This is a genomic window from Microbacterium sp. (genome assembly GCF_043427715.1).
GTDB lineage: Bacteria > Actinomycetota > Actinomycetes > Actinomycetales > Microbacteriaceae > Microbacterium.
Genome location: NZ_JBHWTD010000074.1, coordinates 1 through 20,958 on the forward strand (window position 1 = coordinate 1; position 20,958 = coordinate 20,958).

General features: G+C 70.8%; 18 protein-coding genes and 1 pseudogene. 6 read left to right on the top strand and 13 right to left on the bottom strand.

Annotated features, from left to right (window positions below):
- Both ACHFGS_RS07995 and pxpA read right to left on the bottom strand, forming a co-directional pair.
- Window positions 1-1,040 (bottom strand): carboxyltransferase domain-containing protein (locus ACHFGS_RS07995; protein WP_394289338.1); only part of this gene is annotated, 1,040 nt, incomplete at its 3' end.
- Window positions 1,037-1,792, bottom strand: a complete 756-nt coding sequence (gene pxpA, locus ACHFGS_RS08000; protein ID WP_394289339.1) for a 5-oxoprolinase subunit PxpA — start codon at window positions 1,790-1,792, stop codon at window positions 1,037-1,039. The genes pxpA and ACHFGS_RS07995, both read right to left, overlap by 4 nt.
- Before the next feature lie 128 nt (window positions 1,793-1,920).
- On the opposite strand from pxpA, the gene ACHFGS_RS08005 reads away from it, so the two are divergent.
- Window positions 1,921-2,766: an alpha/beta fold hydrolase gene (locus tag ACHFGS_RS08005; RefSeq protein ID WP_394278282.1), complete on the top strand. Its 846-nt coding sequence runs from the start codon at window positions 1,921-1,923 to the stop codon at window positions 2,764-2,766.
- Window positions 2,767-2,905: 139 nt separating this feature from the next.
- Here ACHFGS_RS08005 and ACHFGS_RS08010 read toward each other — a convergent pair whose 3' ends face one another.
- The 3 genes from ACHFGS_RS08010 to ACHFGS_RS08020 are packed head-to-tail and all read right to left on the bottom strand — an operon-like array spanning window position 2,906 to window position 5,781.
- Window positions 2,906-3,865, bottom strand: coding sequence for a DNA-methyltransferase (locus ACHFGS_RS08010; protein WP_394278283.1), 960 nt, complete (start codon window positions 3,863-3,865; stop codon window positions 2,906-2,908).
- Entirely contained in the window at window positions 3,862-4,911 is a 1,050-nt protein-coding gene (locus tag ACHFGS_RS08015; protein WP_394278284.1) for a biotin/lipoate A/B protein ligase family protein, read from the bottom strand. The genes ACHFGS_RS08010 and ACHFGS_RS08015 overlap by 4 nt, the downstream gene beginning before the upstream one ends.
- An 18-nt stretch (window positions 4,912-4,929) precedes the next feature.
- A complete protein-coding gene (locus tag ACHFGS_RS08020; protein WP_394278285.1) occupies window positions 4,930-5,781 on the bottom strand; it encodes an alpha/beta fold hydrolase in 852 nt (283 codons plus the stop codon).
- Between the two features lie 85 nt (window positions 5,782-5,866).
- Between ACHFGS_RS08020 and ACHFGS_RS08025 the strand changes: the two genes are divergently transcribed.
- The 3 genes from ACHFGS_RS08025 to ACHFGS_RS08035 all read left to right on the top strand — a co-directional run bounded on the left by ACHFGS_RS08025 (window position 5,867) and on the right by ACHFGS_RS08035 (window position 7,883).
- A complete protein-coding gene (locus ACHFGS_RS08025; RefSeq protein WP_394278286.1) occupies window positions 5,867-6,325 on the top strand; it encodes a MarR family winged helix-turn-helix transcriptional regulator in 459 nt (152 codons plus the stop codon).
- The gene (locus tag ACHFGS_RS08030) at window positions 6,322-7,677 is read left to right on the top strand and encodes an MFS transporter (protein WP_394278287.1); all 1,356 of its coding nucleotides are present in this window, start codon (window positions 6,322-6,324) and stop codon (window positions 7,675-7,677) included. The genes ACHFGS_RS08025 and ACHFGS_RS08030 overlap by 4 nt, the downstream gene beginning before the upstream one ends.
- A 65-nt stretch (window positions 7,678-7,742) precedes the next feature.
- Window positions 7,743-7,883 (top strand): hypothetical protein, encoded by a 141-nt coding sequence (locus ACHFGS_RS08035; protein WP_394278288.1) that lies wholly within the window; start codon window positions 7,743-7,745, stop codon window positions 7,881-7,883.
- A gap of 13 nt (window positions 7,884-7,896) precedes the next feature.
- Here ACHFGS_RS08035 and ACHFGS_RS08040 read toward each other — a convergent pair whose 3' ends face one another.
- From ACHFGS_RS08040 to ddaH, 5 genes and pseudogenes are all read right to left on the bottom strand, one after another.
- Window positions 7,897-8,742, bottom strand: coding sequence for a transglutaminase N-terminal domain-containing protein (locus tag ACHFGS_RS08040; protein ID WP_394278289.1), 846 nt, complete (start codon window positions 8,740-8,742; stop codon window positions 7,897-7,899).
- On the bottom strand, window positions 8,739-9,671 hold the full coding sequence (locus ACHFGS_RS08045) for an alpha-E domain-containing protein (RefSeq protein WP_394278290.1): 933 nt from the start codon (window positions 9,669-9,671) through the stop codon (window positions 8,739-8,741). The genes ACHFGS_RS08040 and ACHFGS_RS08045 overlap by 4 nt, the downstream gene beginning before the upstream one ends.
- Window positions 9,665-11,347 (bottom strand): circularly permuted type 2 ATP-grasp protein, encoded by a 1,683-nt coding sequence (locus ACHFGS_RS08050; protein ID WP_394278291.1) that lies wholly within the window; start codon window positions 11,345-11,347, stop codon window positions 9,665-9,667. Before ACHFGS_RS08050 ends, ACHFGS_RS08045 begins: the two co-directional genes overlap by 7 nt.
- 104 nt (window positions 11,348-11,451) lie before the next feature.
- Window positions 11,452-12,660, bottom strand: a complete 1,209-nt coding sequence (gene rocD / locus ACHFGS_RS08055; protein ID WP_394278292.1) for an ornithine--oxo-acid transaminase — start codon at window positions 12,658-12,660, stop codon at window positions 11,452-11,454.
- Window positions 12,657-13,525: pseudogene (gene ddaH, locus ACHFGS_RS08060) on the bottom strand (dimethylargininase). The gene rocD and the pseudogene ddaH overlap by 4 nt, the downstream one beginning before the upstream one ends.
- Window positions 13,526-13,678: 153 nt before the next feature.
- Between ddaH and ACHFGS_RS08065 the strand changes: the two are divergent.
- Entirely contained in the window at window positions 13,679-14,413 is a 735-nt protein-coding gene (locus ACHFGS_RS08065; protein ID WP_394278293.1) for a hypothetical protein, read from the top strand.
- Between the two features lie 241 nt (window positions 14,414-14,654).
- Here ACHFGS_RS08065 and ACHFGS_RS08070 read toward each other — a convergent pair whose 3' ends face one another.
- On the bottom strand, window positions 14,655-18,377 hold the full coding sequence (locus ACHFGS_RS08070) for a proline dehydrogenase family protein (protein WP_394289340.1): 3,723 nt from the start codon (window positions 18,375-18,377) through the stop codon (window positions 14,655-14,657).
- A 44-nt stretch (window positions 18,378-18,421) separates the two neighbouring features.
- Window positions 18,422-18,982: an acyl-CoA thioesterase gene (locus ACHFGS_RS08075; protein WP_394278294.1), complete on the bottom strand. Its 561-nt coding sequence runs from the start codon at window positions 18,980-18,982 to the stop codon at window positions 18,422-18,424.
- 132 nt (window positions 18,983-19,114) lie between these two features.
- Between ACHFGS_RS08075 and ACHFGS_RS08080 the strand changes: the two genes are divergently transcribed.
- Window positions 19,115-19,621: a GNAT family N-acetyltransferase gene (locus tag ACHFGS_RS08080; RefSeq protein WP_394278295.1), complete on the top strand. Its 507-nt coding sequence runs from the start codon at window positions 19,115-19,117 to the stop codon at window positions 19,619-19,621.
- 81 nt (window positions 19,622-19,702) lie between these two features.
- Here ACHFGS_RS08080 and ACHFGS_RS08085 read toward each other — a convergent pair.
- Window positions 19,703-20,958 (bottom strand): cytochrome b/b6 domain-containing protein (locus ACHFGS_RS08085; RefSeq protein WP_394289341.1); only part of this gene is annotated, 1,256 nt, incomplete at its 5' end.

Genomic DNA, 20,958 nt, shown 5'->3' on the forward strand with positions numbered 1-20,958 from the left:
ATTCTGACCTCGAGGTCGGTGCCCGCGGGCCACAGGTGGGCGCGGAACGGGTCGACGGCCCGGCCGGCGATGCGCAGCGGTCCCCACGCGCCGGTGACGGCGATCCACAGGTCACGGTGCGCGGTGGCGCGGAACCCGCCGAGCGTGATCTCCAGCGCGGCCGCACCCTCATCGTTGCCGACCAGGCGGTTCGCGATGCGGAGGGACCCGCGGTCGGCGGCGCCGGAGATCGCGACCCCTTCCGCGAGGTGACCCGGGCGCCCGAGATCCTGGACCGTGGTGAGCGGGCCGGCGGCGAGGACCGTGAGAGCGGCGTCCGGCGACGCATCGGCGAGGGAGCGCTGCTCCTCGTGCCGGGCCTGGCCACCCGAGCTCCGCCCCTCCACCTCTCCGAGCCGCGCGGCCGGGTCCCCTGTCGCCACGCTCGCGCGCGCCGGCCGGAACCGGACGAGGTCTCCCGGACGCAGCAGAGACGAGCGCGCCGCCGCAGGGTCGAACAGGGTGGCGGTCGTGGTCCCGATCAGCTGCCAGCCGCCGGGTGTGTCGCGCGGGTACGCGCCGCTGAACTCGCCCGCGAGTCCCACCGATCCCGCCGGCACCCGTGTGCGAGGGCTCTCCAGCCGGGGCACGTCGTACGGCCAGTCGTCGCTGACGAGGTACCCGAACCCGGGCGCGAACCCGGTGAACGCCACCGTCCAGCTCGCCCCGGAATGCTGAGCGACGAGGGCATCGACCGAGACGGCGAGAGCGGATGCCACGTCGCGCAGGTCTTCCCCGTCGTAGACGATCGGCACGTCGACCGTCTCCGCCGCGGCCACCTCGGCTGCGAGAGGCGCGGCATCCGCTCCTTCGACCCAGGCGCGAGCCGCCGCGAGCGAAAGCGCCCGCGGGTCGACGCGGACGAGCACGGTTCGCGCTGCGGGGACGAGATCGACCACGCCTGAGGGGCGCGTCGCGCGCAGGCTCCGGTGCAGGTCGAGCACCTCGCCGAGGGAGTCGACGTCGGCCAGCAGCGCGTGCTCGCCGAACGGGCGGATCACCACGGCGCGCGCACGACGACCCCCGCGGCGTCGAGGGCCGCCCGCACCGCCCGAGCCATCTCGACGGCGCCGGGCGAATCGCCGTGGACACAGAGGGATGCCGCGTCCGCCGCGATCAGCGACCCGTCGACCGCCTCGACGATCCCCTCGGTGGCGAGACGGACGGCGCGCTCCGCCACCACCACCGGGTCATCGAGCAGTGCGCCGGGCTGGGAGCGGGGCACGAGCCCACCGGAGGGGAGGTAGCCGCGGTCGAGGAACGCCTCATGGACGAACGGGAGACCGGCGGCATCCGCTGCTCGCACGATCTCCCCGGGGAGGCCGAGGACGGGCAGCGTGCGCCCGAGGGCGCGCGCGACGTCGGCGACCGCCTCAGCGACCGCCGCCGCGGCCTCCGCGTCGGCGGACACGACGTGGTAGAGCGCGCCGTGGGGTTTGACGTAGCGGAGGTCGGCGCCGGCCTCGGCGAGCGCGCTGATCTGATCACGCACCTGCTCGCGGAGCAGCTCCGGCGCGACGGCGAGCGCCGTGCGACCGAAGCCGGCCCGGTCGAGGAAGGACGGATGCGCGCCGACCGCGACGCCCGCAGCCCTCGCACGGGTGACCGCGGAGCGCATCGACGCGGCATCCCCGGCGTGTCCGCCGCACGCGACCGATGCGCTGGAGACGACGGCGAACATCGCCTCATCGTCAGCCGTCGGAACGCCGTCGACCGTCTCCCCCAGGTCCGCGTTGAGATCGATCTCGGCCATACGGCCACGGTACCGGGACGCGCCGGTGAACATCGGTCGACGACCGCGTCAACCCGTGGAGCGCAGCCGCACAGCGCCGTAGCGTCGGACACGACGCCGGGATCGTCCCGGCCGGAAGGAGCCGCACCGTGGCGTACATCACCGTGGCGACCGAGAACTCGGTCGACGTCGAACTCTTCTACACCGACCAGGGCCCGAGCGACGGGCAGGCGGTCGTCCTCATCCACGGCTTCCCCCTCAACGGCGAGTCCTGGGGCAAGCAGCAGGCAGCCCTGCTCGACGCCGGCTACCGCGTCATCGCGTACGACCGCCGCGGTTTCGGCGCGTCGACCAAAACGGCATCCGGCTACGACTACGACACCTTCGCGGCCGATCTGCACTCCCTCCTCGAGGAGCTCGACCTGACCGACACCGTCCTCGTCGGGTTCTCGATGGGAACCGGCGAGATCGCCCGCTACCTGTCGCGGTACGGCAGCTCCCGCATCGCGAAGGCCGCCTTCCTCGGCTCGCTCGAGCCATACCTCCTCATCACCGACGACAACCCTGACGGCGCCGGCGACCAGGCGTTCTTCGACGGCACCGCACAGGCCGTTCGCGACGACCGCTACGCCTTCCTCACCGGGTTCTTCCGCGACTTCTACAACCTGGACGACCTGCTCGGGTCGCGCATCTCGCAGGAGGCGGTCGACGCATCGGTGGCCGTCGCGAACCAGGCCGGCAACGCCGCGATCGCGGCCGCGCCACTCACCTGGTCCACCGATTTCCGCGGTGACATCCCCGAGATCACGGTGCCGTCGCTCATCGTCCACGGGACCGCCGACAACGTCCTCCCGATCGACGCGACGGCGCGGCGATTCCGCGATCTGCTGCCGGATGCCACATACGTCGAGATCGAGGGCGCACCCCATGGGCTCCTCTGGACCCACGGCGATGAGGTCAACGAGGCCCTGCTCGCGTTCCTCGCCCAGGAGTAGACCGGGCGGCGGCGACTCTCGCGCGCCCACCCGCTCCCATGGCACGATGGGCGCACACGAGGACCTCGGGCGCGGAGCGGCCAGGTCCCGAAACAGGGGGGCCGGATGTCGACGCAGACCTCCTGCGGGCGTAGCGCGCTCAGCCGACGACGCTCGCGGCCGGGATCCGCTTCTGCATCACGGCGAGCGCCTCCGGGCTGTGATCGACGAGGACCGCGTCGCGGCCGAGCGCGTCGGCGACGGCACCGGTCGTGCCCGAGCCCGCGAACAGGTCGAGCACGCGGTCTCCCGGCCGGGAGGACGCCTGCACGATGCGGCGGAGGATGCCCTCGGGCTTCTGCGTCGGGTAGCCGGTCTTCTCCCTGCCGGAGGTCGGGACGATCGTGTGCCACCAGACGTCGGTGGGGAGCTTTCCGCGGGCGGCCTTCTCGGGCGTGACGAGCCCCGGCGCCATGTACGGCTCGCGGTCGACCGCCTCGGAGTCGAAGAAGTACCCGGCCGGGTCCTTCACGTACACGAGGATCGTGTCGTGCTTGCTGGGCCAGCGCTTGCGGCTCTTCGCGCCGTAGTCGTACGCCCAGATGAGCTCGTTGAGGAAGCAGTCGCGGCCGAACACCGCGTCGAGCATGACCTTCGCGTAGTGCGCCTCGCGGTAGTCGAGGTGCAGGTAGAGAGTGCCGTCGTCGGCGAGCAGCCGCCAGGCCTCCCGCAGCCGCGGCTCGAGGAACCCCCAGTAGTCGTCGAACCGGTCGTCGTACAGCCGCAGCGCGCCGCGCGTGCGGGCGTACGAGGACCCGCGGAAGCCGCCCTTCACCGGTGCGCCCGGGTCGGGGACGAGCGGCGGCAACGGCGCTGCCGGTGCAGAACTCCTCATATCCGTGCCGCCGTCGTCGCCCTCCCCGCGGAATTCCGCGGGTGCGCCGGTCGGGGCGTGCGAATCTTGAGGAGTTGTGGACGCGACGCGCGTCGCCGACTCGATGGCCCGCTCCTGCGTCCGGCCGGTGTTGAACGGCGGATCGAGGTAGACGAGCGTGAACGACGCGTCCGGCAGCCGCCGCGCGACCTCGAGGTTGTCGCCCTGGTGGATCTCGACGGTCACGGAACGCGCTGCAGCCAGGCGTCCGTCGCGAACTTCGACGCGACCAGCGCCTCCGCCTCGGCGTACTCCTCTGCGCTGATCACGCCCGGCTTCGCGCCGTAGAGAGAGGTGAAGGTCTCCTTCATCCGCTCGATGATCTCGGCGCGGGGCATGCCCGTCTGGCTCCGGAGGGGGTCGACGCGCTTCGCGGCCGAGGTCGTGCCCTTGTCCGACAGCTTCTCGCGCCCGATGCGAAGGACCTCGGTCAGCACCTGGCCGTCCATGTCGTAGCTGAGGGTCGCGTGGTGGAGCACTCCCCCGTTGGCGAGACGCTTCTGTGCAGCACCGCCGATCTTCCCCTTCGGCGAGGCGATGTCGTTGAGGGGCTGATAGGTGGCCTCGATCCCGACGGCGCGCAGCGCGTGCAGCACCCAGTCGTCGAGGAACGCGTAGGAGTCGGCGAACGTCATGCCGGCGACGAGTTCGGCGGGGACGTACAGCGAGTACGTGATGATCGACCCCGCGGCCATGAGCATCGCCCCGCCGCCGGAGATCCGGCGCACGACATCGAAGCCGTGGCGGGCGGCTCCCTCGGGGTCGACCTCGTTGCGCAGCGACTGGAACGACCCGATCACGACCGCCGACGCGTCCCACTCCCAGATGCGGAGGGTGGGGGTGCGGCGACCGTCGCCGACCCGCGTGGTGAGCACCTCGTCGAGGGCGAGGTTCATCGCCGGCGAAACCGCCTTCTCGTGGATGATCTCCCAGTCGAACTCGGTCCACCCGGGCGCGACGATGAGCGCGCGCCGTACGGCGGTGCCGACCGCTTCGGGTGTGAAGCCCAGCAGCTGCGCGCCGGCGGGGAGCGCCGCGCGCACTGCGGCCGCGATCGTCGCGACGTCGGCCTCGACGGGCAGCCCGGTGACGGCCGCATCGATGTCGGCGAGGGCGTCATCGGGTTCGAGGAAGAAGTCGCCGGCCAAGTGGAAATCCGCGATGCGGCCGTCGGCCACCTCGAGATCGACCACGACCAGCTTGCCGCCTGGGACCTTGTACTCGCCGTGCATGTTGACCATTCTCCCCCGTCAGTCGCGACGCCCGATGCGGGCGTCGAGCCAGGCGAGCAGGTCGGCGCGCACCTCGGGGGCGCAGTGATCGTTGAAGATCTCGTGGCGCGCGCCGGGGTAGACGAGCGTCGTCACATCGGTCAGGCCCGAGCGGGTGCGGTACGCGTCTGCGAGCCGGTGGACGCTCCGCGGACCACCGACCGGGTCGTCGCCTCCCACCATCAGCAGCACCGGCAGCCGCACACCCAGGTCACGGCGGGGCTTGCCGAACAGCCGCGCCGCGTCGAGCGGACCGAAGAGCTTCAGAAGCGGCACGGTCGTCGTGAGCGGGTCGTCGAGGAACGCCTGCCCGACGGCCGGGTCGTTGGAGAGCCATTCGACGCCCGTGGCATCCGGCCCCGCCCATCTCGCGTTCAGGGGGGCGGCATTGAGGTCGCCCGGCCACCGCAGCGCCGATCCCGACAGCACCACGGCGTCGTAGGCGGCGGGGTCGTCGTCGACGAGCATCTGCGCGAGGAACGACCCCCACGAGTGGCCGAGGAGCACCAGCGGCAGACCGGGGTGCGCGGCGCGGATGATTCCGGTGAACTGCCGACAGGCGGCGACCGCCGCGCGCAGTCCGCCCGGGCCGAGTTTGCCGAGCTTCGCGCGATCTTCGCCGTGCTGACGGATGCCGGTGCGCCCGTGCCCCCGGTGGTCGTCGGCGTACACGGTGAAGCCGTCGGCGACGAGCGCCTCGATGACCGCGGCGTAGCGTCCTGCGTGCTCCCCCACCCCGTGGAGGAGCTGGACGACCCCGCGAGGGGTGCCGGCGGCGGGATGGACGTCGTAGACGATCGCGATGCCGTGTGCATCGATGAACTCGGGCATGAAGGGAATCCTATGGGGCACGGAGTCGTGATGCTCACGCGCTACGAGCGTTTAGCCAGACTAATGAGCTAAGCTAACGAAACTGATGAGCACCTCTTCGACCCCCCCTCGCACCTCCGAATCGGATGACCTCGCACACGCGGCATCCGATTTCCGCATGGCCACCTTCCGGTTGGCCCGCAGGCTCCGCTCCCAGCGCGCCGTCGACACGATGAGCGACGCGCAGTTCGCCGTCCTCGCCGCCCTCAAGGTGCACGGCCCGCACACCCTCGGCGAACTCGCCGACCGCGAGCGCGTCTCCGCCCCCTCGATGAACCGCACCGTGAACGGGCTCGAGGAGATCGGCTACCTGACGCGGACGCCCGACGAAGCCGACCGCCGCAAGGTCAACATCGACCTCACCGGCGCCGGCCGCGACGTCGTCATCGAGACGATCCGCCGCCGGGACTCGTGGCTCGAGGCCGCCTTCGCCGAGCTCACCGTCCGCCAGCGGGCCACCCTCGCCGACGCCGCCGCGATCATGCAGGAGGTCGCCGCCCGATGACCCGTACGCAACCGGCGATGTTCCGCTCGTTCTCCGTCTTCAACTACCGCGTCTGGTTCATCGGCGCCCTCGTCTCCAACATCGGCGCCTGGATGCAGGCGACCGCCCTCAGCTGGGTCGTGCTCACCCAGCTGACCGACAACGACGCGACCGCCATGGGCATCACGATGGCCCTGCAGTTCGCGCCGCCGCTGCTGCTCGTCGGGCTGACAGGGTGGGTCGCCGACCGCTTCGACCGACGCCGCCTGCTGTTCGTGACGCAGGGACTCCTGATGGGCCTCGGCATCGTGATCGGCGCGCTGCTGCTGACGGGGTCGATGAACCTCCTCACGATGTACGCGTTCGCCTTCGGCCTCGGCGTCGTCTCCGCCTTCGACAACCCCGCCCGTCAGGCGTTCGTCTCCGACCTCGTCGCCCACGAGAACGCGTCGAACGCGGTCGCCTTGAACGCGGCATCCTTCAACACGGCGCGCATGATCGGTCCCGCCGTCGCCGGCTTCGTGATCGTCGCCGTCGGCACCGGCTGGGTGTTCCTGCTCAACGGCGCCACGTTCCTCGCGATGCTCATCGCGCTCGCCCTCATCCGGGTGGACGAACTCACCCCGCGCCCGAAGATGCGCAGCGCCGCGAAGATGGCCGACGGCCTCCGCTACGTGAAGGGGCGCCCCGACCTCGTCGTCATCTTCATCATGGTGTTCCTGCTCGGCGCGTTCGGCATGAACTTCCCGATCCTGGCGTCGACGATGGCGCTCGAGTTCGGCCAGGAGGCCGACGGATACGGCATCCTCAGCTCGATCCTCGCGATCGGCTCGCTCGCGGGCGCCCTGCTGGCCGCGCGGCGCGATCGGGCGCGGCTGCGGGTCGTGATCATCGGCCTCGGGCTGTTCGCCGCGGCATCCGTCCTGTCCGCCGTCATGCCGCTGTACGGGCTGTACGCCGTCACCCTCGTGTTCATCGGGTTCTCGACCGTCACGATCCTCACGACCGCGAACGGCTACGTGCAGACGACGACCGAACCGACCCTCCGCGGCCGGGTGCTCGCGCTGTACATGGCGATCCTCATGGGAGGAACCCCGTTCGGCGCGCCGATCATCGGCTGGGCCGCCGACGCCTTCGGCCCCCGCGCCGCGATCCTCGTCGGCGCCGGCGCGGCCCTGCTCGCCTTCGGCATCGGCCTGACCTGGCTCATCGTCTCGGGACGCCTGCGTCGCCACGAGAACCGGCGCTTCGCCCTCACGATCGCCGAGACCCGGCCGATCACGGTCGTCGCGCCGGAGGAGTTCAGCGACGAGGTCGCCGGGACCACCCCGATCCGCGTGCCCGATGAGGCGGGATCCCGCAGCCGGAGCTGACGACGATCGGATGCCGCCTGTCAAGAGGGCGGATGCCGCGCCAAGGCCCGCGTAGCGTGCTCGTCATGACCGATCGACACGACGCCACCCCCGAGCAGGACAACCCCGCCGGCGGCGATGAGAACACCGAGTCTCAGCTCGACGCGGACAACGCCGTCGAGGAGGACATGCTCAAGACGCTCGACCCCGACGACAGTCCCGCCTGAACCGGGCCGGCGGTCACGCTTCGCGCGTGATCAGCACCTGCACGGCGAGCTTGCTCTTGAACGGACCGGCGTACACGCCGCGCAGCGGCGGCACGTCGTTGTAGTCGCGCCCGCGGCCGACGGTGACGTGGCGATCGCCGATCTCGGCGTCGTTGGTGGGGTCGAACCCGTGCCACGACCCGGCGTACCACTCGATCCACGCGTGAGATTCGCCGACGACCGGGACTCCCACCTCGGCGGTCGGATTCGGGTGCAGATAGCCCGAGACGTACCGGGCCGGGATGCCCACGGAGCGCAGGGCGCCGAGGGCGATGTGCGCCATGTCCTGGCAGACGCCCTTGCGCTCGGTCCACGCGTCGGCGGCCGTGGAGTGCACCTCGGTCACCCCGGGCACGTACTCGACGGCCTCCCCCACCGCGGTCGCGATCGCGAGGGCGGCGTGCGAGGGGTTGTCGTGCTGCGAGGCGATCGCCGCCGCCATCGAGGCGACCTCTTCGTGCGGGGCGGTGCGTGCGGTCTGGCCGAGCATCTCGACCGTCGCGATGGAGCGCTGCGCGTCGCGCGCGAGAGCGTCCCACGACGTGTCGGGGTGGGTCAGCGGCCGGGCGCGCACCTCGACGAGCGAGCGCGCGGTGATCTGGAGCGCCGAATGCGGAGCGAGGACGTCGAACGTCGCGACCCTCGTACCGAAGTAGTCGACGTAGTAGTTCACGGCGGTCGACGGCTCGATGTCGAGCTGCGAGCTGAGCACGAACTGGCTGTCGCTCGTCGTCGGCAGCATCCGCGCCTCGTTGTAAGACGCCCCCACGTTGCCGGGGTAGTCGAACCCGGTGGTGTGTTCGATGCGGAGCCGCTTCATGAGGTCTCTCCGATCCAGCTCGGTTCGGCGTGCGTGGGGAAGAACCGGCCGCGGATGGCTTCGGAGGCCTCCCGCGTCACCGACTGCACGCTCTGCATGTGCTCGGGCAGTTCGGCGAGCACCTCCTCGATCGGTCGGTACTCGAGTTCATTGCGGATGCGGCCGAGCGCACGCAGCACGGTGTTCGAGTGACCGACACGGTCGGCGACCGGGTCGATCGCGCTCATGCAGCGCTCCGCCGTCTGGATGGAGTGGATGATCGAGCGCGGGAACAGTCGGTCGAGCAGCAGGAACTCCGCCGCGTTCTGCGAGCTGGGCATGCCGCGGTAGGTGCGCAAGTACGCCTCGTACGCGCCGCAGGAGCGGAGGATCGTCGTCCACGACGGCCCCGATGCCTCGGTGAGCGACCTCGTCGCGAGCATGCGCGCCGTCATGTCGGTGCGCTCGATGGCGCGGCCGAGGGTGAAGAACTGCCAGGACTCGTCGTGGCTCGTCGAGTTGTCGGTGATGCCCACGGCGAGCGCGGCGCGCTCGCGGACCCACTGGAAGAACTCGTGCACCTTCTCGTCGTTGAGCCGCCGCGGCATCCGGGAGTAGGTGGTGTTCAGCGTCTCCCAGAGCTCGGTCGAGACGATCTCCCGCGCGCGTCGGGCGTTCTCGCGCGCCGCCTGCAGCGAGTAGGCGATCGAGGACGGGTTCGAGCGGTCGACGGCCAGGTGCGTCAGCACATCGGCGCGGGTGACGGGACCGTTGGTGCTGCGCGGCGCCGTACCCATCACGCCCATCAGCGACCGGCAGGCGGTGTCCTCATCGATCCACGGGTCCTCCAGCAGCAGCTGCAGGTGCACGTCGAGGATGCGGGCGGTGCCGTCGGAGCGCTCGATGTAACGGCCGATCCAGAACAGCGACTCGGCGATGCGACTCAGCATGCGGACTCACCCCCGTCGCGTCCCTGCTGCTGCTGCTCCTGCTGCTCCTGGGTGCTGCGCGGCCGGTCCTGCGGGGAGTGGGCGGGCTCGTCCTGCGCGTCGTAGATGATCGGGATCGCGGACGTCGGCGTCGCCTGTTCTGCGACCAGTCCCGCCAGCGACGGATGCGTGCCGCCGTACTCGCCCCGCGAGGGCGCCTCGCCGCCAACGATCCAGGTGTCCTTCGACCCGCCGCCCTGGCTGGAGTTCACGACCAGCTGACCTTCGGGAAGGGCCACCCGGGTGAGCCCGCCGGGGAGGACCCACACCTCGTCGCCGTTGTTCACGGCGAAGGGGCGGAGGTCGGCGTGGCGGGGACGCATGCCGTCTTCGACGAGCGTCGGGATCGTGGAGAGCATGACGACCGGCTGCGCGATCCAGCCGCGCGGGTCGGCGAGGAGCTTCGTGCGCAGCGCGTCGAGTTCGGCACGGCTCGCGTCGGGGCCGACGACGAGGCCCTTCCCGCCGGAGCCGTCGACGGGTTTCACGACGAGCTCATCGAGGCGGTCGAGCACCTCTTCCAGCGCACCCGGGTCCTCGAGGCGCCAGGTGTCGACGTTCTTGAGGATCGGCTCCTCCGCCAGGTAGTAGCGGATGAGGTCGGGCACGTACGTGTACAGCAGCTTGTCGTCGGCGACGCCGTTGCCGACCGCGTTGGCGATCGTGACGTTGCCCAGGCGCGCGGCGAGCATGAGACCGGGGGCCCCGAGCATCGAGTCGGCCCGGAACTGCAGCGGGTCGAGGAAGTCGTCGTCGACGCGTCGGTAGATCACGTCGACCCGGCGCGGGCCGCGTGTGGTCCGCATGAACACCTTGCCGCCCTGGCAGACCAGGTCGCGGCCTTCGACGAGCTCGACGCCCATGAGGCGGGCGAGCAGGGTGTGCTCGAAGTACGCCGAGTTGTAGACGCCGGGGGTGAGGACGACGACGTTCGGGTCGTCGACTCCGGGCGGGGCGGAGGCGCGCAGGGCCTGGAGGAGCTTGTTCGGGTAGTCGCCGACGGGGCGGACCCGCATCGAGACGAACAGCTCGGGCAGGGTCTGCGCCATGACGCGGCGGTTGCTGATGACGTAGCTGACGCCGGAGGGTACGCGGACGTTGTCCTCGAGCACGCGCATCTCGCCGTGCTCGTCGCGGATCAGGTCGATGCCGGCGACCTGGATGCGCACGCCGTTGGCGGAGCGGATGCCGGCGGCCTGGCGGTAGAAGTACTGCGACGAGGCGATGAGCTTCGCCGGCAGGACCCCGTCGCGCACGACGTGCTGGTGTCCGTATGCGTCATCGAGGAACGCTTCGAGCGCGCGGACGCGCTGCTGCACACCCTTCTCCACCCGCGACCACTCGTCGTAGGCGATGACCCGCGGAACGGCGTCGAGCGGAAACGGCCGCTCCTCGCCCGCGAAGTCGAACGTGACACCCTGCGCGAGGTAGCTGCTGGCGAGCGACTCGGTGCGCCCGCGGAGCTCCTCCTGCGTCATCTGCGCGAGCGCCTGATAGAGCTCGCGGTACGACGAACGCGACTGCGCGGCCGCTCCGGCGTGGGCCGGCTCGGCGAACATCTCGTCAAAGGCCGGCACCCCGGACGGGGTCTTCCGCGGCGCCAGTGTAGAGCCGTATCCGTCGAAGAGGTCACCCATGCGATGAGCCTAGCCGGGGCCCTGTTGCCGGAGTGTTTCCGAAGCTCCTCTTGACAGCGCACGCGCTCCGTCGCGTCGGCACACAGGCCGACGGATGCCGCGTCTCAGTCGCCGAGGACGATCGTGAGCTGCTCGATCGCCCAGTCGATCTCAGTGGCGCGGATCACGAGCGGCGGTGCGAGCCGGATGGTCTGCCCGTGGGTGTCCTTCACGAGGACGCCGCGGCCGAGCAGCTTCTCGGCGATCTCCCGCCCCGTGCCCACGGCGGGATCGATGTCGACCCCCGCCCAGAGGCCGGCGACGCGCACCCGGGTGACTCCCGACCCGACGAGCGCGTCGAGGCGGCCGCGGAGGTGCTCCCCGAGCGCGGTCGCCCGGGTCTGGAACTCGCCCGAGGCGAGCATCTCGACGACGGTGAGACCGATCGCGGCGGCGAGCGGATTGCCACCGAAAGTGGAGCCATGCTCGCCGGGGTGGATGACCCCGAGTACGTCACGATCGCCGACGACTGCCGACAGCGGCACGATGCCGCCGCCGAGGGCCTTGCCGAGGAGGTACAGGTCGGGGACGACGCCCTCCCGCTCGCACGCGAAGGTCGTGCCGACCCGGCCGAGCCCGGACTGGATCTCGTCGGCGATGAACAGCACGTTGTTCGCGGTGCACGCTTCGCGAACCGCACGGAGGTAGCCCTCGGGCGGGATCACGACGCCCGCCTCGCCCTGGATGGGCTCGATCAGCACGGCGGCGGTGTTCTCGTCGATCGCCGCGGCGAGCGCGTCCGCGTCACCGTAGGGCACGGTCCGGAACCCACCCGCGTAGGGACCGAAGCCGTCGCGCGCCTGCGGGTCGTCGCTGAATCCGACGATCGTCGTGGTGCGGCCGTGGAAGTTTCCCGCGGCAACGATGATGTTCGCGGCATCCGCCTCGACGCCCTTCACGCGGTACGCCCACGCGCGCGCGACCTTGATGCCGGTCTCGACAGCCTCGGCACCCGTGTTCATGGGCAGCACCATGTCCTTGCCGGAGAGCTCGGCGAGGGCCGAGGCGAACGCGCCGAGCTTGTCGTTGTGGAACGCGCGGCTGGTGAGGGTGAGCCGGCCCAGCTGCTCGGTCGCGGCGGCGACGAGGGCGGGATGCCGGTGCCCGAAGTTCAGCGCAGAGTAGGCCGACAGCAGGTCGAGGTAGCGGCGACCCTCCACATCGGTCACCCACGAGCCGTCACCGCGGGAGACGACGACCGGGAGCGGATGGTAGTTGTGGGCGACGGATGCCTCTTCTGCCTCGATGATCTCGGCGGTGGCGCTGTCGGTCATGATCGTCCTCCTCGCAGTTCGAGCGTGCAGCACTTGATCCCGCCGCCGCCGAGCAGGAGCTCCGACAGGTCGACGGGGACGGGCGTGTAGCCGCGCTCGGCCAGCTGCCGGGAGAAGCCGGTGGCGCGCGGGGAGATGAAGACGTGGCGGCCGTCGCTCGCGGCGTTCAGTCCGAACACGGCGCCGTCCTCATCGGAGACGAGGATCGCCTCGGGGTAACGCTCGGCGAGCACACGGCGCGAGGGTTCGTCGAACGCCGACGGCAGGTAGGCGATGTTGGCCCGCGCGACGCCGCCCGGGCCCTCCACCGGGTCGAGCACCGTGATCGCGGTGTCCAGGTGATAGAAGCGCGGGTCGATAAGCCGCAGCGAGACGACCTCCCGGGCGAAGACGTCGGCGAGCTCGCGGTGACTGTCGCCGACCGACCGGAAGCCGGTGCCGGCGAGGATGATGTCGCCGACGAGGAGGAAGTCACCCTCCCCTTCCTGCACCTCGGCGGGCTCGATCACCTCGAATCCGTTCGCCGCGAACCAGTCCATGAACGGGCGTTCCTCACCCCTCCGCTCGTCGACGCGGAACCGCACGCCGAGCGCGCGACCGTCGATCACGAAGCCGCCGTTCGCGGTGTAGACCATGTCGGCAGGCCGGGGACGGGTTCGATCAGGTCGACCCGGTGACCGAGCGAGACGTAAGTGTCGTAGAGCTCCTGCCACTGCGCGACCGCCTTCGCGGTGTCGGTGGGGACGGCGGGCTCCATCCACGGGTTGATGCGGTAGCTCACCGTGAAGTGCTCGGGACGGCACATCATATAGTGGCGCGGCTGCATGATCCGGGTCGGCGAGGCGGAGTCATCCGGCACGGACATGATCGCTCCTCGGAGAGACAGGGCGGCGGACGCTGTCCAGGGGCCAGGCGGGAGCTGTGCGGAAGCCGACGACCCGGGCACGCCGGTTCTCATCATGCCAGAGGCGCCCCGAAACGACGCCGGAACCGGGCAACGGATGACAGGATGCAGGGCATGAGTCGTCGCACGGGGGAACAGACACGCACTCTGCTGCTGCGCACCGGCATGCAGATGCTGCTGGAGCGCGGCATGAGCGCAGGCGTCCAGCACATCCGACTGCAGGAGGTGCTCCGACGGGCCGGGCTCACGACGGGCGCGGCGTACCGACTGTGGGCCGACCAGGCCGACTACCACCGCGATCTCGCCGTCGCGATGATGCGGATGCGGGTCATCGGCCCCGCCGACACCATGCAGGCGGCCATCGCCGACCTCATCGCCTCGGGCGCCTCCGGCGACGAGGTCATCTGCGCCGCCGCGCTCGCGCACGTGCGCACCGCGAACCTCGACATGTCGGACCCGACCGACCTCCTCGACGCGCAGTCCTTCCTCATCGCGCTGGCCCTGCGGACGACGGCCGACACCTGGCCCGAACTCACCGAGGCCAGCCACGCCCGCCACCACGAATCGGTCGAGGCCTTCTCCGACCTGTACGGCCGCCTCATGACGGCGTACGGCATGCGCATGCGCGACGGGGTCACCATGGAGGACTTCTCCGAAGCGCTCGCCGCGATCGCCGAGGGCTTCGCGATCCGCGCGCTGGAGGGGCTCGAGCACCCGACCTACGACCTCGACGGCTCCGACGGGATGCCGACGGGCCAGTGGACCCTCCTCGGTCTCGCCGTGCGCGCGCTCGTGAACGGCTTCATGGCGCCGATCGACGACACGGCCTCCGCCCCGCCGCAGGACTGAGCGCACATGCGAGGAGACCGAGGATCGGGATCCTCGGTACTGAGCACACATGCGAGGAGACCGAGGATCGGGATCCTCGGTCTCCTGGCGACACGCCCCCCGGTGTGTCTCGTGCGCAGACTCGTCGGCTCAGCCGAGCTGGAACGAGTGGTCCGCAGCGCGCTCCCCAGCAGCGCTGCTCTCATGGTGGCCGTCCCAAGGTTTATGCACCAGAAAGATAAATTGTTTTCCTTCCGGCGCCTCAGATGACGTCCTCACTCCAGGGGTCGGGGTTGCCGAACCGGTGAGCAGTGACGGTGATGGACTGCTCCCGCAAGAAGGGGAGCAGCTCGATCCGCCCCGCCTGAGTGACCTCGTCGGCGTACACGGCGAGGTCGGGATCCCCCGCTGTCGCGGTGGCGAGCGTTGCGCGCACCCCGCCCGTCGAGGCCGGCGGACCGACCAGGCGCACCCGGTTCGCTCGGGGCGGCACCGCCTCACCTGGCGACGTGACCGTCGGGACGGCCGCCATACGGGCGATCCACTCTTCGTCGGTCTCGATGAAGACCGACACGTCCAGCGAGGTCAGGATCTCCCGCACCGCTCCCGGCAGCCCGGTGGGCACGCTCACGGTGAACGACGACCGGGCTCGCACGGCGGCGATGATCACGCGCAGGAGCGTCTGCCGCGTGGCATCCGCTGTCGCACGGATCTCCACGGATGCCGGGCGGTACCGGAAGAGGTTCCGCTCGACGCCCAGCTGGGAGACGTCCGCCACCTTGCCGTAAGCGCGGTCCCACGCGATGGCGTCGGAGAGCGCGGCGCGGCGCAGCCACTCGAACGCGTCGAAGCCGAGCGACGGCTGCGCGGCCTCGATGACGGCGGTGATCGAGGAGTCGAGACCCTTCAGGTGCAGCGTCGAGGAATGCCCGGCCCCGGCGCTCGGACGCCACGACCCGAGCCCCAACAGATGGTTGGGGCCACCGGCCTTCGCGCCGCCGCCCACCGAGGATCGCTTCCATCCACCGAACGGCTGACGCTGCACGATCGCGCCGGTGATCCCCCGGTTCACGTAGAGGTTGCCGGCCTCGACGCGGTCGAGCCAGAGCGCAAGGTCGTCGGGACTCTGCGTGTAGAGGCCAGCGGTGAGACCGTAGGCGACGGCGTTCTGCAGCTCGATCGCGTGCGCCAGCGAACGGGCGCGCATGATCCCGAGGACCGGGCCGAAGAACTCCTCGGTGTGCACCCGCGATCCGGGACGGACACCGGTGCGGATGCCGGGGGTCCACAGCCGCCCCTCCAGCCCTGGTTCGTCCAGCTCGCGCGGCTCCACGAGCCACTCCTCCCCCTCAGCGAGCGTTGTGAGGGCCCAGCGGAGCTTCCCGGAGGGCGGCTCGACAAGCGGCCCGACCTCGGTGAGCGGATCGGACGGCGACCCCACCCGCAGGGAGGTCGCGGCATCCACCAGCTGACGGGCGAACCGCTTCGACCGGGCGACGGGGCCGACGAGGATCACGAGCGAGGCGGCGGAGCACTTCTGACCGGCATGCCCGAACGCCGACCGGACGACATCGGATGCCGCGAGGTCGAGGTCGGCGGAGGGCATGACGATCATGGCGTTCTTGCCGCTCGTCTCTGCCTGCAGGGCGAGATCGGGCCGCCACGAGCGGAACAGGGCCGCCGTCTCGAAGGATCCCGTGAGAATCACCCGGTCGACGCCCTCATGGGAGATGAGGCGGCGTCCGAGCTCGCCCTCGTCGAGGTCGACCAACGCGAGGATCTCGCGCCCCACCCCGGCGTCGGCGAGCGCTTCCCAAAGCGCTTCGGCGACGACCGCGGCGCACCGCCGCGCCTGCGGGGCCGGTTTGAAGACGACGCCGGAGCCTGCGGCGAGCGCGGCGAGCACGCCTCCCGCGGGGATGGCGACGGGGAAGTTCCACGGTGGCGTCACGACGGTCACCCGGTCGGGGACGAAGACCGCCCCGCTGACGCTGTCGAGCTCGAGCGCCGTCGATGCGTAGTAGCGGGCGAAGTCGACGGCTTCGCTGACCTCGACGTCGGCCTCGGCGAGCGGCTTCCCGGTCTCGGATGCCGCGACCTCGATGAGTTCGGCCCGGCGGGCTTCGAGGGTGCGCGCCGCCCTCCGCAGCACCGCGGCACGTTCGGCGGCGGGCATCGAGCCCCACGCATCGGCGGCGCGGTGGACGGTCTCGACCACGGCATCCACGTCCGCCGCGTCGTCCACCCGTGCTGCGGCGAGGGTCGTCTCACCCGCCTGCGAGTCGGGCACGCGGCGCAGGATGGCACGCGCCCAGTCCCGGTTGGCGGGGAGCGCGGGGTCGGTGTCAGCGGTGTTGCGGAACCCGGGGGCGCCCGCCCCCGCCGATTCGCGGGACGAGAAGACGGCGGTCTCGACGAACGCCTCGCCGTCGAACAGCGGCGGGCGACCCTCCGGGAGCGCCTGCTGCGTGGCGTCCGGATCGAATCCTCCATCGGCACCTCGGGCGATGCCGAGGACCGCGGCGGTCAGTCCGCCGGCGTCCACCGGGTCTGGCCTGGTCAGCACGGCGTCGTCCACGTCAGCCGCAGGAGCGCTGCGGTCTTGCCTGCGGCGAGGACCGGTCTCGAGATCCCGGTCGGCGGCGCGGGCGACGGAGGCGGTGAACCGGTCGCGCTCGCGCACAAACATCGATCGGTCGAAGGCGAGATCGAAGGCCGCGGAGAGGAAGTTCTCGCTCGACGCGTTCTCCTCGAGGCGGCGAACCAGATAGCTGATCGCGACGTCGAATTCGTCGGGCCGGACGACGGGCACGTAGAGCAGCACGTGGCCGACCTCGCGCGCGACGGCCTGCACCTGGCCCTGGGCCATGCCGAGGAGCATCTCGACCTCGATGTCGTCCCGGACGCCCCGCTCCCCCGCGAGCTCCCACGCATAGGCGATGTGGAAGAGGTTGTGACCGGCGACGCCGATGCGGACGGCGGCGGTGTTCTCGGGGTGGAGGGCCTCGTCGAGGCAGCGGACGTAGTTCGCGTCGGTGTCGAGCTTGGTGGGATAGGGCGCGGGGGTCCAGTCGTGCATGACCGCGTCGACGTGCTCCATCGCCAGGTTGTCGCCCTTGACCAGGCGCACCTTGATGCGGGCGCCACCCGCGGCGACCCGGTCGTGCGCCCACGCGGTCAGGCGGCGGAGCGCCGGCAGCGCGTCGGGCAGGTACGCCTGGAGCACGATGCCGGCTTCGAGGTCCCGCAGCCGCGGATCGTCGAGCACGCGCGTGAACACGGCGATCGTGAGGTCGAGGTCGCGGTATTCCTCCATGTCGAGGTTGAGGAAGGTGGCGTCCTCCGCGGCGGACAGGTACAGCGGCCGAAGCCGCTCGACGACGCGGTCGACGATCTCGTCGAAGGCCCACATCGACAGGTGGCTCGCGATCGCCGAGACCTTCACCGACACGTAGTCGACGTCGTCGCGGCGCACGAGGTCGTGAATGCCGTGGAGACGCCGCAGCGCCTCGTGCTCGCCGAGGACCGCCTCGCCCAGCAGGTTGAGGTTGAGCCGCGCGCCGGATTCTCGCAGCCGCTCGAGTGCGGGGCCGAGCTTCTCGGGCCGCGCGTCGACGATGAGGTGGCCGACCATCTCCCGCAGCACACGTCGCGCGATCGGTACCGTGGGCGCCGGAAGGTAGGGCGCGATCGTGCCCCCGGCGTGCACGGCAGTGCGCAGGTACCAGGGCAGGAAGCCCGGCGCGAGCGGCGCGACCCGCTGCAGATTGGATGCCGCTGCCGTCAGCGACTCCGGTCGCATCACCCCGTCGACGAAGCCGAGGGTGAACGGCAGCCCGTTCGGGTCTTTCAGCACCCCCGCCAGCCGCTCGGCGGCGGGGTCGACGGCGACCTCGGCGGATTCGGCGACCCAGCGCTCCGCGAGCGCGATGGCCCGCTCGGCGAGGTCGGCGGAGGGCGCTTGTGGCGCGGTGCGGTCCGACATGGCGACAGCCTATGTCCGCCCGATCACCCCCGGGCGGGACACGCTCAGGGCCAGATGCTCGGCGCCTCGGCACGGGTCGAGGGAAGAGCGGATGCCGCGGCCCAGTCGTGGATCCACTGCGGGATCTCGGGAAGGGTGTCGGGCCGGTGAAGCGCGTCGAACAGCTCCTCCAGCGGCACGATGCCGCCGGCCTTCCGGAGGAACCGGATCCGCAGGATCATCTCGGCGTAGATCTCGCCGTCGACGACGGCACGGTGCATCTGGAAGACCGACTTGTCGTCGTGACCGATGATCCGGGTCTCGACCGTGAAACGCTGCCACAGCTGCAGGGACTTGCGAAACGTGATCGTCTCGCTCGCGACGACGCCGTACCAGCCGCGCTCGCCCATCGTCTGCCAGATGCCGGTGCGGGTCAGCAGGTCGAACCGACCGAGGTCGAACAGCGACGCGTAGCGGCCGTTGTTCATGTGGCCGAGCAGGTCGATGTCCGTGGGCAAGGTCCGTAGACGGATCCGCCCCACCGTGTCAGGCGAGAGGGGGCCGCGGCGGCGGTACAGCACCCGCGCACGCATCAGGGTCAGAAGGGTTCGCCACCACACGTTCACGAGCCGCGAGCCTAGTAGCACTTCACCACCGGGCGGCGAATCCGTTGTCGGACGTCGACAGTGCTCCGGGCGTCGCGACGACGGCATCCGTACCGATTTCACGATCCCGCAGGCCGTGCGTAGAGTCTGGCCATGGAACCCGAACTCCAGACCGACATCGTCGTCCGTCCCGTTCGCGATGTGGATGCCGAAGCCCTCGGGCGCGTCCACGCCACGTGCTGGCACGAGACCTACGATCACCTGATCAGCAAGGCCGCGCTCGAGAACGTCTCGCCCAAGCGCCTCGCCGAACTGTGGACGCACTGGGCTCAGCAGGGGCCCGAGTTCCACATGGTCGCCGCGCTCGTCGACGGTGAGATCGTGGGCTTCGCCGGCTCCGGCCCCGCCCGCGACCGCGAACCTCCCCGCCTCCGCGAGCTGTACTTCATCTACCTGCTCGACGCGTGGCACGGCACCGGCATCGGCCAGCGCCTGTTCGACTCCGTCGTCGAGCCGGGCAGCGAGCTGTACCTCTGGGTCGCCGAGGACAACCCCCGCGCCCACCGCTTCTACACCCGCAACGGGTTCACCCTCGACGGCGCGACCCACACCGAACCTTTCCTCGGCGAGACGCTGACGGAGGTCCGCTTCGTGCGCTGATGCACGATCGCAAGACTCGACGGCGCGGCATCCCGACTCGGATGCCGCGCCGTCGACTTTCTGTCTGTCGGATGCCGCCGGTCAGCGACCGCTGACGTTGCCGAACAGTCGGGCGATGGGTGCCACCACGAGGGGCCGCGCCGCGATGAACGCGCCGACGACGACCGCCATGGACAGCACGAACATCCAGAAGCCGGTCCAGTTGTCGGCGTACTGCACGCCGTCGACCGAGCCCTGCGCCGCGTACATGTGGTTCAGGTTGCGGAGCGCTCCGGTCGCGAAGACCAGTGCCACGTGGATCGCGATGAACACGACGAAGTAGAGCATCGTCGGGAAGTGCACCTTGCGGGCCCACTCGACCGGGTAGAGCTCGTTGAGCTTCTTCGCGTTCTTCGGCCACATCGCGCTCATCCGGTACCCGGTGATCGCAGCGACCGGCGCGGCGATGAACACCGTCGTGAAGTACGCGATCTGCTGCAGCGAGTTGTAGTTCACCCAGCCGTTCTCCGTCGGCCAGTCCAGCGAGACGTACTGGAGGGCGGCAGAGAGGGCGTTGGGGAACACCTCCCACGAGGTCGGGATGATGCGCATCCACTGCCCCGTGACGAACAGGAGCACGACGAAGACGGCGCCGTTGACCAGCCACAGCACATCGAGCGACTGGTGCAGCCACAGCGAGAGGCTCATCTTGCGCTTGCGGTCCTTCTTGGAGGACCAGAAGACGCTCGGCCGCTTGTCGTTGCGCACCTGCAACCCGGTCTTGATGATGAGCACCATCAGGAACACGTTGAAGAAGTGCTGCCAGCCCAGCCACGCCGGGAAGCCCACCGGAGCACCTTCGGGCAGGTGGTACTCGCCCGGGTAGGTGGTCAGGAAGTCCTGCATCGGCTCGAGGCTCAGCAGCCAGCGGACCGCGAAGACCGCCATCGCGGCCGCGTACAGCAGACCCGCGCCGCCGACGACGACGATGCCGGCCCACTGCAGCTTCGTGAACGGCCCGATGCGCTCAGGCTCGGGCGTCGGTGCCGGGCGCCGCGCGACGCCCGCGTGGGCGAGGCGGCGCTCGGAGAGCGGTTCACGGGGACCGGCTTGGACCGCCACCGCGGCGGGTGCCGCGGTGCTCGGAGCGGAGGGCGCGGCGCTCGGAGCGGAAGGCTCGGCCGTGCTCGCAGCGGCCGGTGCCACATCGGCGGGGGCCGGCGCGGGGCCCGGGGCCGGCGCGACGACCGGGGCGACCGAGACGGTGCCGGCCGGCGGCCAGCCGTCGCCGCCCGCCTGACGCGGAAGACCGCGGCGGAGCGTGACGGATTCGCCGGTGGCGGCCGCGGGTGCCACAG

Bases quoted from the DNA above. Each gene is read 5' to 3' on its own strand.
- pxpA (WP_394289339.1), bottom strand. From the start codon at position 1,792: ATGGCCGAGATCGATCTCAACGCGGACCTGGGGGAGACGGTCGACGGC.
- ACHFGS_RS08015 (WP_394278284.1), bottom strand. From the start codon at position 4,911: ATGCACGGCGAGTACAAGGTCCCAGGCGGCAAGCTGGTCGTGGTCGAT.
- ACHFGS_RS08020 (WP_394278285.1), bottom strand. From the start codon at position 5,781: ATGCCCGAGTTCATCGATGCACACGGCATCGCGATCGTCTACGACGTC.
- ACHFGS_RS08025 (WP_394278286.1), top strand. From the start codon at position 5,867: ATGAGCACCTCTTCGACCCCCCCTCGCACCTCCGAATCGGATGACCTC.
- ACHFGS_RS08030 (WP_394278287.1), top strand. From the start codon at position 6,322: ATGACCCGTACGCAACCGGCGATGTTCCGCTCGTTCTCCGTCTTCAAC.
- ACHFGS_RS08035 (WP_394278288.1), top strand. From the start codon at position 7,743: ATGACCGATCGACACGACGCCACCCCCGAGCAGGACAACCCCGCCGGC.
- ACHFGS_RS08040 (WP_394278289.1), bottom strand. From the start codon at position 8,742: ATGAAGCGGCTCCGCATCGAACACACCACCGGGTTCGACTACCCCGGC.
- ACHFGS_RS08045 (WP_394278290.1), bottom strand. From the start codon at position 9,671: ATGCTGAGTCGCATCGCCGAGTCGCTGTTCTGGATCGGCCGTTACATC.
- ACHFGS_RS08050 (WP_394278291.1), bottom strand. From the start codon at position 11,347: ATGGGTGACCTCTTCGACGGATACGGCTCTACACTGGCGCCGCGGAAG.
- rocD (WP_394278292.1), bottom strand. From the start codon at position 12,660: ATGACCGACAGCGCCACCGCCGAGATCATCGAGGCAGAAGAGGCATCC.
- ACHFGS_RS08065 (WP_394278293.1), top strand. From the start codon at position 13,679: ATGAGTCGTCGCACGGGGGAACAGACACGCACTCTGCTGCTGCGCACC.
- ACHFGS_RS08070 (WP_394289340.1), bottom strand. From the start codon at position 18,377: ATGTCGGACCGCACCGCGCCACAAGCGCCCTCCGCCGACCTCGCCGAG.
- ACHFGS_RS08080 (WP_394278295.1), top strand. From the start codon at position 19,115: ATGGAACCCGAACTCCAGACCGACATCGTCGTCCGTCCCGTTCGCGAT.